Below are 10,959 nucleotides of genomic sequence, written 5' to 3' on the forward strand. Positions count from 1 at the left end.
GAGATGACACTAAAGAATCAAGTACAGCTGATTACCTATCCCGATTCGCTGGGCGGCGGCCTGAAGCAGCTTCATCAGGTGCTGCATGGACCCTTGGACGGGCTGTTCGCCGGGGGGATTCATATTCTTCCACCGTTTCCGTCCTCGGGGGACCGCGGCTTCGCTCCTCTGACGTATCTGGAGATTGAGCCTGCGTTCGGCACCTGGGAGGATATGCGCCGCATCGGCGCTGAATTCGACGTGCTGGTGGATCTGATGGTCAATCATATCTCCAGGCAATCGCCGTACTTCCAGGACTTCCTCGCGAAGGGCCGGGCCTCTGAATACGCCGATCTGTTCCTTACACTGGATAAAATATGGGCGGACGGAGTTCCTGCACAGGCCGACATTGATAAAATGTTCCTGCGGCGCCCCTTGCCATATTCCTCCTACACCCTCGGCAGCGGGGAGGAAGAGAAGGTCTGGACGACCTTCGGCAAGACCGATCCTTCCGAGCAGATTGATCTTGACGTTCATTCTCCGCTGACCCGGGAGCTGCTGCGGCAGTTCTTCCTGAATTTCAAGCAGCAGAATGTGCGGATTGTCAGGCTGGATGCGGTCGGGTATGTGATTAAGAAGCTGGGCACTAGCTGTTTTTATGTGGAGCCGGAGATCTATGAATTCCTGGGTTGGATCAAAGAGATGGCCGACTCGCTGGAGATTGAGCTGCTGCCCGAAGTGCATTCCCACCACAGCATTCAAGAGAAGCTGTCCGAATACGGATGCTGGATCTATGATTTCATCCTGCCTTACCGGGTGCTTGAAGCCCTGACCGGCAGAACCAATACAGCGCTGTATGATTATCTGCGGACCCGCCCGCATAAGCAGTTCACCATGCTGGATTGCCATGACGGCATTCCGGTGAAGCCGGATCTGGATGATCTGATCGATACGAAGGAAGCCCGGGAGCTGGTGGACCTCTGCGTAGAGCGGGGAGCGAACCTGAGCCTGATTCTGTCGGAGGAGCATAAAGCCCCGGATGGCTTCGATGTGCATCAGATCCGCTGCACGTATTACAGTGCGCTGAATGAGGATGACGATGCGTATCTGGCGGCAAGGGCGATCCAGTTCTTCGCGCCGGGGATTCCGCAGGTCTATTATGTGGGCCTGCTGGCTGGCCGCAACGATCTGGAGCAGGTGGCTCTGACAGGCGAAGGGCGGGAGATCAACCGCCATAACTATACGCTGGAGGAGATTGAAGCCGAATCGCAGCGCGAGGTTGTACAGCGGCTGATGAAGCTGATCCGCTTCCGCAACGAATACGGTGCCTTCGGAGGAACCTTCCGGGTGCTGGAGGCAGCCAATGATGAGATCCGGCTGATGTGGGAGAAGGGTACAGAATATTGCAAGCTGCATATCAACCTGCAAAGTTATCAGACTGTTATCGAATATATAGATGAGCAGGGACAGGAAGCGGTATACTGGGTCTGATTCTAATTCGATAAGGGGGAAATATGATGGCTACAATGCAAATCAGCCTGTTCTCGGCAAGTCTGAAACGGGAGGTCTCGATTCAGGCAATATTGCCGGTGGATCTGCCGGAGGGCTGGGGATTGCCGGCCTGGTCGGGCCAGCCCTTGAAGTCGCTCTATCTGCTGCACGGCTTCTCCGGCAGCCAGAACGACTGGCTGAACTTCTCCAGGATCAGAGAGCTGGCAGACAGGCATCAGGTGGCGGTCTTCATGCCGGCCGGAGAGAACCGCTTCTATGTAAACGATGAACTGCGTGAAGAATACTATGGGGAATATATCGGCAGGGAGCTGGTAGACTTCACCCGCAAGCTGTTCCCACTGTCGGCGGCCCGCGAGGATACCTGGATCGGCGGCTTATCGATGGGCGGCTACGGTGCCATCCGCAACGGACTGAAGTATGCGGAGCGCTTCGGCCGCATCATCGCCTTGTCCTCGGCATTAATTCCGTATAGAGTGGCCAATATTGCCCCAGACTATAAAGACGGAATTGCCAGTTATTCCTACTATGCCAGCGTGTTCGGCGATCTGAGCCAATTGCTTGGCAGCGACAAGGACCCCGAGCAGCTGGTGCGTGACGTGAAGGCGCAGGGCCTTGCCCTGCCGGAGCTGTACATGGCGTGCGGCACCGAGGATATGCTGCTCGATGTGAACCGCCGGTTCCATCAATTCCTGGAAGGCGAGCAGGCCGCCCATTACTATGAAGAAGGCCCCGGCGACCATAACTGGGTGTACTGGGATAAGCATATCGAAGCTGCTTTGAGCTGGGCGACTAGTCCTGTAGTTAAATAATAATTGGGAAAAGTGGCGGAGGGGAATTTTGGAACTGTAGGAGCGGTAGCGTCCGCCTTTGTGTTTGAATTTCTACCGCGTAATGCGGTTAATTCAGGAAATTCGAACACAACAGCGGCCGAAAGTCCAAAACTTCTCCGGAGTCACGGCTATCCCAATACGGGTAACTTCGGCGTAACTAACTGCAAATAACATTATCGTACGCCCCTGAGTCTGGCTGGCTCAGGGGCGGCTTAAATTCCAGGGAGGAAGAGGCAGGCCTATGATCCGAACGAACAGCATCGTATTCAAATTCACCTTACAGATGGCCGTGATCCTGGCGATCCTGCTGTCTGTCCTAGTGCTGAGCAATATCTACTCCCTGGAAGTCTTGCGCAGCAATGCCATAACAAGCTCGCGCAATACGCTTGCCCTCTATCAGGCGAACATCCACAACAACTTCAATAACTTCTCTAAGGATCTGATTGAGGTGTTCGACCGCAACATCGACGCCGCAGTGAATACAGCGGGATTGGACGAGAGCAGTAAGTACTTCAAGGTCCAGCAGCTCAAAAACAATCTGCAGGCCAAAATGACCGGCAGCTATTCCAGCGACGGCATGTTCATCCGGCTGCCCGGAGGGCTGGTCCTGGAGCAATTCAATGCCCGGATCGAATCGGAGGACAAGCTGGCGCTGGTCGATTATCTGAACACGCAGGAATTCAGTGCTTCTGCACCCAGGCAGAACGGGGAATGGCAGGTGTTCCGGCTGCGCGGCCAATATTATCTCTACAAATATATTACCTATTCCGGGGTCAGCTTCGGCACCTTCGTCCAGGCCGGGAATCTGTTAGCCATGGTAGACCGAGGGGCGGGCGACCAGAACCGGTATGTGCTGAGCACAACGGAGGGGAGGGTGCTGGCTGCCAGTCATATCGGCCTGCCACAGGCGGAGACCACACTGGAGAGCCTGACCCGGACGAACCAGCGCAGCTACCTGATTGTGTCCGAGCCGATCGGCGAATTCGGCCAGATCACCAACATGGTCGCCAAGGGCAGCCTGTTCTCGGGACTGAAGCTGATTCAGTGGGGGATTGCGCTGCTTGCCGTGCTCTCCGTCATCGTGGTGCCGCTTGTACTCAGGTTCCTGGCCAGGGATGTTCTGAGGCCGATTCTGGAGCTGGTCAAGGCCGCGAAGGCAGTTGAGCAGGGGCAGACCGAATATCAGATTCCTAGGGGAGCCCCGTATTCGCTGGAGTTCAAGAAGCTGTTCCATGCGCTGGAATCCATGGTCAGCGAGATCAAGGCGCTGAAGATCCAGTCGTATGAGGAGCAGATCGAGACCAGCCGCGCCGAGATTAAGTATCTGCAGATGCAGATCCGGCCGCATTTTTTCCTGAATGCCATCTCAACCATAACCAGCTTAACCTATCAGAATAAAAATGAAGAAATCCGCAGCCTGATCCACTCCCTGTCGGAGCATCTCCGGTATATGTTCAGGGGCGGGCTGACGGAAGTGACGCTGGAGGAAGAGATCCGGCACACCGAGAATTATATCCGGATGCAGGAGATCCGTTATCCTGAACAAATCTTCTATATGACCGAGATGAGTGACGAGGTACGGCATGTACCGGTTCCGCAGTTCATCATCCAGACCTTCACGGAGAATATCTTCAAGCACGCCATGTTCGTACAGGAGATGCTGTCGGTCTTCATCCGGGCGCGAATGACCCTGCGGGACGGCCTCCCGATGGCCTGGATTGTGATTGAGGATAACGGTGCGGGCTTCAGCCAGGAGTGGCTGGACGCGCAGGAGCAGGCGGAGACAGCGGAGGATGGGGCCAGAGTCGGCATTGCCAATATCCGCCGGACACTGCAGCTCCTCTACAAACGGAATGATCTGCTTAAGCTGTCCAATACCGAATCTACAGGGGCAAGAGTGGAGCTATGGATTCCGGTGAGACCGGCGGACCATCCCATGCTGAAGGAGGATGAACATGCGTTGTATGCTGATTGATGATGATATCCCTACCGTTGAAGCCCTGCGCGGCATTGTGAACTGGGAGGAATTCGGAATTACCGAGGTGGTGTCCGCCCATAATATCCAGGATGCGAAGCAATTATTTGCAGGCGGCGAGCCGGATCTGATCATTTGCGACATTGAGATGCCCAGAGGCTCAGGAATTGATATGATCCAGTGGGCCAGAGAGCAGCAGTATGAGGGCGGCTTCATCTTCCTTACCTGCCATGAGAGCTTCAGCTTCGCCTCCAAGGCGATTGCCTATGATGCGGATTCCTATCTGGTCAAGCCGCTGGACAAGCAGGAGCTGGAGGCGGCGCTGCGCAAGGCCATGGACACTCTGAAGCAGAAGATCATGCTGGGCGAATACCGCAAGCTGGGCCAGGCCTGGCTGAAGAACCAGGACTTGCTGGAGCGTACCTTCTGGAGCGATGTGCTGACGGCGGCAATATCGCCGCGGCTTCAGCTGATCCAGAGTGAGGTACAGAAGCGGGAGCTGTCCGTGTCCACCCACCCGGATTATCTTCTGCTGCTCGTCAGTGTGCCCCGCTCGGGGATCGAGCGGGAATGGGACGAGAGTATTTTCAGCTATGCGCTCTCGAATCTGGTCACGGAAATCCTCAGCAGCCGGGTGAACGGTGGCCGGATCATTCCTTATCAGGCGGACAAAATATTCTATATTTCCGTAGTCGCTGAGAGTCAGGTAGATATGGGCTGGCTGCAGGAGCGGGCAGAGGAGATCATTCAACTGTGCAGAGACTATCTGAAGTGTGCAGCAACCTGTTATTTCAGTGAGCCCGCCGGGATTACCGGCCTTTCGCAGCTTAAGACGGAGCTGGAGCAGGCGGATGAGTCCAATCTTATTTTCCGGGGGAGGGTGCATGTGCCGGGCCAGCCCTTCCATTATGATCTTACCGAGCGCTTCACCCTGGATACCGAGCTGTTCACCCTGCTGTTCGTCCAGAAGGAGAAGGCGCAGATTGTGAACCGGCTGAAGAAGGAGCTGGAGCGGCTGGCCAGCCTGAGCAAGCTGGACGCGGCCACCCTCCATTCCATCCGGGAGGACCTGGTACAGGTGGTCTATTCGCTGCTCGCACGCCACCATATCCAGGCGCACCGGCTCTTCGCTGACGCACACAGCCAGCGGCTGGCCCAGGCCGCCGAGAGCAGTGTGTTCGACTTCATGAAGTGGGCGCAGGCGCTGACAGATAAGACGGTGGATTCCATCAAGGAGGTGCTGGAGTCCGAAGGAGTCGTCGAGCGGGCGAAGCGGTTCATCCAGGAGAACTATACCCGTGAGCTCAGCCGGGAGGATGTAGCCGCCAGCGTCTATCTGACCGCAGATTACCTGGCGAAGGTGTTCAAGAACGGGACCGGGCAGAGCATCAACGAGTACCTGAACGGGTGCCGCATCCGGGCAGCGCAGCAGCTGCTAATCGAGAGCACGGCCAGCATCGGCGAGATTGCAATGGATACCGGCTTCGATACGATCTCATACTTCTCCACGGTGTTCAAGAAGCTGACGGGCGAGACACCGGCCGCTTACCGCCTGAGGCACAAAGCCGTGTTATAGCAAGAAGCTCCGCTGCTCTTACCCGGGAGGCGGAGCTTCTTGCTGCAGTACGGCTTTTTATAAAAACAGCCCGTCTTTTTGAAAGCAAGCCCCCCTCCAAGGCCGGTACAATGAGAGTGTAAATACAGAACAGGAGGCAAGAGACATGATGAATAAAAAGGGGTTAGGTTCACTGCTGTTATCCACGGTTATCTGCGGTTCGCTGCTCTCCGCCTGCGGCGGCAATTCCAATACATCCTCCACGGAAGCGGGGTCCGGGGAAGCTAAGGCTAAGCCGGCCGAGATTGTGTTCGCCCTGCCGTCCTTCAACCGGATTCCCGATGATCTGAGCAAGGTCACGGATGCGATCAATGCGATCACAACGGACAAGATCGGGGTGAAGGTAGATTTCCGCCTCTTCGGGCCTGCGGATTATGCCCAGAAGGTGAATCTGGCCCTCCAGAGCGGCGAGCAGATGGACATCTTCACTACACTCGGCCAGTTCTCCAACTATGTATCCAAGAGCCAGGTAGCCCCGCTGGAGGAACTGCTGCCGGAGCACGGCAAGGAGCTGACGGCGATTCTGGAGAAGGACTTCGGCGCGGATATCCTTAAGACGACCACCATGGACGGACATATCTATGGCATTCCCGTGAATAAAGGGATGGCGCTGCCGACCAATATCATCTACAACGCGGATATGCTGGCGGGGGCTGGCGTAGCCGCAGACTCGATCCAATCGGTCGAGGATCTGCCCGCCGTCTTCGCGGCCGTCAAGCAGAAGCTGCCGGATGTGGTGCCGTTCGGCCCGATCAACGTGAACCCGACCGATACGGGACTTGTGAACTGGATGAAGGGTGCCAGCAAGGTCGATTACCTGACGGATACCACCGGTGTTGGCGTCGTGATCGGTGACAGCGGCAAGGTGGTTAACTTTTATGAGACCGATGTCTTCCAAAAAGGCATTCAGATGATGCGCGACTGGTACAACGCCGGATACCTGCAGAAGGATACCGCAACTACGACGATTACGGCAATGGAGCTGGTCTCCTCCGGGCGCGGCTTCTCCTTCCTGGGCGGCTACAGCGGCATGGAGGTAGGCAAGCAGCTAAGCGCGCAGGTCGGCAAAAACATTGAAACCAAGCGGATCGCCCCGTTCTATTTTGATACCAGTGCTGTGAATTCTGTGACCTGGATGGTCTCCAGTACCTCCAAGCAGACCGAGGCGGCGGTCAAGTTCCTGAACCTGCTCTATACCGATAAAGACCTGATTAACACCATTCTCTTCGGCATTGAAGGGGAGGATTATGTCAAGGTGGACGACCATCATGTGAAATTCCCGGATGGGCTGGATGCCAATACCGTTCCTTACACCGCTATGCTGAGCTCCGGGATTGTCGGATCAGAGTCTCTGCAGTACCAGCTTGAGGGCATCAACTGGTCGGATGTGGAGCTGAAGCTGAAGGAGAATAAGGATACGGCCCGATCGCCGTATTTCGGATTTATTTTTGACCAGGGTGAGGTAAAGACCCAGATCAGTGCGGTGAACAACGTGGTGAGCCAATATCTGCCGGCGCTGGTCAGCGGCTCGGTGGACCCGGGTGAGATTATTCCGAAGTTCGTCAGTGCGCTGAAGGATGCGGGTGCTCAGGCGATCATTGACAGCAAGCAGAAGCAGCTTGATGCGTGGCTGGCCGCGCAGCAATAACCAATATATGAATCCGCTGAGGGTGGAGGCGCACATGTGGCTCTGCCCCCGGCTATGGAGGTGAATCCGGCATGACTGCCAGACGCAAGTCCCCAGCGAAGCCGCTCAAAAAAACACTCCCGCTGCTCATTCTAGCGGCTCCCGGACTGCTATATTTTCTCATCAACAGCTACTTTCCGATGTTCGGTGTGTTCATTGCCTTCAAGGATGTCAACTATGCGAAGGGGATCTTCGGCAGCGACTGGATCGGCCTGAAGAACTTCACCTTCCTGTTCCAGACCAGCGATGCCTGGATCATGACCCGCAACACGCTGCTCTATAACCTGGTCTTCATCGCGCTGGGTACGGTGGTGTCGATCCTGATTGCCATTCTCATGTCCGAGCTGCTGAGCAAGCTGTACTCGAAGCTGTTCATGACCGGGCTGATTCTGCCGAATCTGATCTCGATGATCGTGCTGTCGCTGCTGGTGTTTGCTTTTCTGAATGCCGACAGCGGGTTCGTCAACCATTCGATTCTGCGGCCGCTGGGCCTCCCGGAGATTAACTGGTACTCTGAACCGAAGTATTGGCCGTATCTGCTGGTCATCATCCAGCTCTGGAAGACGGCAGGTTATGGCTCCATCGTCTATTTCGCTTCCATTGCCGGGATCGACAAGAGTATTTATGAATCGGCCAAAATTGACGGAGCCGGCAAGCTGAAGCAGATCCGCATGATCACCCTGCCGCTGCTCAAGCCGACGGTTATCGTGCTGGTGCTGATGTCGATGGGGCGGATTTTTAACTCGGACTTCGGCCTGTTCTATCAGGTGCCGATGAACTCCGGTGCGCTGTTCAGCACCACCCAGACGATTGATACGTATGTGTACCGCGCCTTGATGCAGCTCAACGATATCGGGATGTCGGCCGCAGCCGGCCTGTACCAGTCCGTTGTCGGGTTCGCCCTCGTGCTTACGGTCAATGCCATCGTCAAGAAGGTTAACCCAGAAAATGCATTGTTCTAGGAGGAACTACTTATGATCCAAACAAGGGGAGAACGGACGTTTACGGTGTTTTCTGCGGTCGTGATGCTCCTGCTGACGGTTTTTGCTTTCATACCCTTCCTGCTCATTGTGATTGCTTCGATTACGGATGAGACGGCGCTGGTCCGCAACGGGTACAGCTTCTTCCCTGAGCAGCTGAGCCTGGACGCTTACCGGTATATCCGGTCCTCGGCCTACGTTTTCGTCAGAGCGTACGGGGTGTCCTTCCTGGTCACTCTGCTGGGCACCGCTCTCGGGCTGCTGATCACCAGTATGCTGGCTTACCCGATGTCGCGGCCCGACTTCAAGTATCATAATGTGCTGGCGTTCGTCGTATTCTTCACCATGCTGTTCAGCGGGGGGATTGTGCCTTCGTACATCATGTGGACCCAGTATTTCCATATCAAAAACACGCTGCTCGCGCTGATTCTCCCGAATCTGCTGGCGAATGGCTTCAACGTCCTGCTGGTCCGCAACTATTTCAAAAATAATGTCCCGCTGGAGATCATCGAAGCGGCCCAGATTGACGGCGCCTCGGAGCTGCGGACCTTCTTCCGTATTATGCTTCCCCTGTCCATGCCGGTCATGGCGACCGTGGGGATGTTCATGGGACTGGCGTATTGGAATGACTGGATTAATGCGTTATATTTTGTATCGAAGCCGCAATTGTACGGGATTCAGAACCTGCTGATGCAGCTCATGACCAACATTCAATTCCTGAATTCCGGCCAGGCCGGCAGTGTGCTGGGTACAGCTACCGTGCAGCTCCCGAGTACAGCGGTGCGGATGGCGATGGCGGTGCTGGGCATCGTGCCGGTGCTGTTCGTCCTGCCGTTCATGCAGAAGTACCTCACCCGGGGCGTCATCATCGGCGCTGTCAAAGGCTAACGACTAATAGGCAAAGGAGAATGAACGTATGAAAGTGCAGGAGGTTATTGACCGGATTCTGCTCGACTGCTGTGGAGGACGGAAGCTCGAACAGACCTGTGATGTGCTGGCCAGCGGCAGTGAGGATGTGGAGGTCACCGGTATTGTAACTACGTTTATGGCGACGGTGGGAGTAATCCGGGAAGCCATTGCGGTGGGAGCCAACCTGATTATTACCCATGAGCCGACCTATTTTACGGGAAAGGATACGCTGGATTGGCTGCAGGAGGACCCGGTCTACCTGGCCAAGAAGCAACTCATTGAGGAGCACGGCATCGTCATCTGGCGGTTCCACGACCATATGCATCTGGCGGATACGGACCGGATCTACGACGGTTTGCTTAAGGAGCTGGATTGGGCGGACAAGAAGCTGGACGATAAAGACGCCTGGGGGTATCTGATCGAGGAGACTACGGTCGGCGAGCTGGCGGGCTTCCTGAAGGAACGTCTGGGGATGAAGGTGATTCAGATTGTGGGTGATCCTGAGTCTGCCTGTTCCCGTGTAGGCATTCTGGTCGGCGGCGGCAGCCTGGGTCTAGGTCGGGAGCAGATGCCGATGGAGCTGATGCAGGCGAAGAACCTGGATGTGATGATCTGCGGCGATATTACCGAGTGGACACTGTGCGCCTACGTCAACGATGCCGCCATGCTGGGCATGAACAAGGCGATGATCGTCATCGGCCACGAACGCTCCGAGGAATGGGGCATGAAATACATGGCCGAGTGGCTCGCCCCGCTGGTGGACGGCCTGCCGGTGACGTTTGTGGATGCGAAGGAGCCGTTTGTGTATTTGTGAGGCATAGGGCGGGTGCAGAGTGGAGGGGCGTTGTTCCACAAGCGTTCCCCCTCCGACCCTCGGGTCTGCTGCTGGTTGGTGGACTGTAGGGCCCTTATTTCTGCGAAAAGCTTGCTTTGCGCCGATTGCCGGACTGAGATGCGCTTATTCATCCGCTAAGGGATGATAATTGGCGGAATTACTGCGAATAAGAGCCCTGGAGTCCGTTACATGCGCAAAAAGTGGCTTTTACGCGAAATAAGCGCCTCTCAGTCCGCTGGGCAGGTCACGTAGAGTCAAATGCAAATGGTGTATATGTTGGGCAGGTCACGCAAAGTCAAATGCAAATGACGCTGGGCCTGGCCCAGCCGAGATATGCCGCTAGCCCGGCATAAATACGAAGGGGCTGTCCCAAAGTGACAGCCCCTTTTATTGTGGGAAAGAAAAACCGCATACATTTTGCTGATGCGCAGGCATGAGGCCTGAATGTAATCGGAAAACCGATCACAATGGGACCGTGGGCGGCGCGTGAGCCAAATGTAGTCGGAAAACCGATCACAATCGGACCGTGGGCGGCGCGTGAGCCAAATGTAGTCGGAAAACCGATCACAACGGTGCGACCCCCTTATCCCGGAGTCCTCCGTATACAATCGGTACTTGCCGTAACCTTGCTCTTTAT

The 10,959-nt window shown here is 55.7% G+C and carries 8 protein-coding genes; all 8 read left to right on the forward strand.

Annotated elements, in window-relative coordinates; translation table 11 throughout:
* The first annotated feature begins 3 nt into the window (after positions 1–3).
* The 8 genes from gtfA (at position 4) to K1558_RS30505 (ending at position 10,301) form a co-directional block, all read left to right on the forward strand.
* Positions 4–1,470, forward strand: a complete 1,467-nt coding sequence (gene gtfA / locus K1558_RS30470) for a sucrose phosphorylase (RefSeq protein WP_238655723.1) — start codon at positions 4–6, stop codon at positions 1,468–1,470.
* Between the two features lie 26 nt (positions 1,471–1,496).
* Positions 1,497–2,300 carry an alpha/beta hydrolase gene (locus K1558_RS30475; RefSeq protein WP_238655724.1) on the forward strand — a complete coding sequence of 268 codons (804 nt, stop codon included), beginning with the start codon at positions 1,497–1,499 and terminating at the stop codon, positions 2,298–2,300.
* 262 nt (positions 2,301–2,562) lie between these two features.
* On the forward strand, positions 2,563–4,296 hold the full coding sequence (locus tag K1558_RS30480; protein ID WP_238655725.1) for a sensor histidine kinase: 1,734 nt from the start codon (positions 2,563–2,565) through the stop codon (positions 4,294–4,296).
* Entirely contained in the window at positions 4,277–5,872 is a 1,596-nt protein-coding gene (locus K1558_RS30485; RefSeq protein ID WP_238655726.1) for a helix-turn-helix domain-containing protein, read from the forward strand. Before K1558_RS30480 ends, K1558_RS30485 begins: the two co-directional genes overlap by 20 nt.
* 145 nt (positions 5,873–6,017) lie before the next feature.
* Complete coding sequence (locus tag K1558_RS30490) at positions 6,018–7,559, forward strand: ABC transporter substrate-binding protein (protein WP_238655727.1); 1,542 nt, start codon at positions 6,018–6,020, stop codon at positions 7,557–7,559.
* Positions 7,560–7,630: 71 nt separating this feature from the next.
* Positions 7,631–8,560: an ABC transporter permease gene (locus K1558_RS30495; protein ID WP_238655728.1), complete on the forward strand. Its 930-nt coding sequence runs from the start codon at positions 7,631–7,633 to the stop codon at positions 8,558–8,560.
* 12 nt (positions 8,561–8,572) lie between these two features.
* Positions 8,573–9,466 (forward strand): carbohydrate ABC transporter permease, encoded by an 894-nt coding sequence (locus tag K1558_RS30500; RefSeq protein ID WP_238655729.1) that lies wholly within the window; start codon positions 8,573–8,575, stop codon positions 9,464–9,466.
* Between the two features lie 28 nt (positions 9,467–9,494).
* On the forward strand, positions 9,495–10,301 hold the full coding sequence (locus tag K1558_RS30505; protein WP_238655730.1) for a Nif3-like dinuclear metal center hexameric protein: 807 nt from the start codon (positions 9,495–9,497) through the stop codon (positions 10,299–10,301).
* The last annotated feature ends 658 nt before the right edge of the window (positions 10,302–10,959 follow it).

This window comes from Paenibacillus piscarius, assembly GCF_022234545.1.
Taxonomy (GTDB): Bacteria; Bacillota; Bacilli; order Paenibacillales; family Paenibacillaceae; genus Paenibacillus_AQ; species Paenibacillus_AQ piscarius.

What these genes read in the sequence shown, in the direction of transcription:
- gtfA (WP_238655723.1), top strand. Translation starts at nt 4, where the DNA reads ATGACACTAAAGAATCAAGTACAGCTGATTACCTATCCCGATTCGCTG.
- K1558_RS30475 (WP_238655724.1), top strand. Translation starts at nt 1,497, where the DNA reads ATGGCTACAATGCAAATCAGCCTGTTCTCGGCAAGTCTGAAACGGGAG.
- K1558_RS30480 (WP_238655725.1), top strand. Translation starts at nt 2,563, where the DNA reads ATGATCCGAACGAACAGCATCGTATTCAAATTCACCTTACAGATGGCC.
- K1558_RS30485 (WP_238655726.1), top strand. Translation starts at nt 4,277, where the DNA reads ATGCGTTGTATGCTGATTGATGATGATATCCCTACCGTTGAAGCCCTG.
- K1558_RS30490 (WP_238655727.1), top strand. Translation starts at nt 6,018, where the DNA reads ATGATGAATAAAAAGGGGTTAGGTTCACTGCTGTTATCCACGGTTATC.
- K1558_RS30495 (WP_238655728.1), top strand. Translation starts at nt 7,631, where the DNA reads ATGACTGCCAGACGCAAGTCCCCAGCGAAGCCGCTCAAAAAAACACTC.
- K1558_RS30500 (WP_238655729.1), top strand. Translation starts at nt 8,573, where the DNA reads ATGATCCAAACAAGGGGAGAACGGACGTTTACGGTGTTTTCTGCGGTC.
- K1558_RS30505 (WP_238655730.1), top strand. Translation starts at nt 9,495, where the DNA reads ATGAAAGTGCAGGAGGTTATTGACCGGATTCTGCTCGACTGCTGTGGA.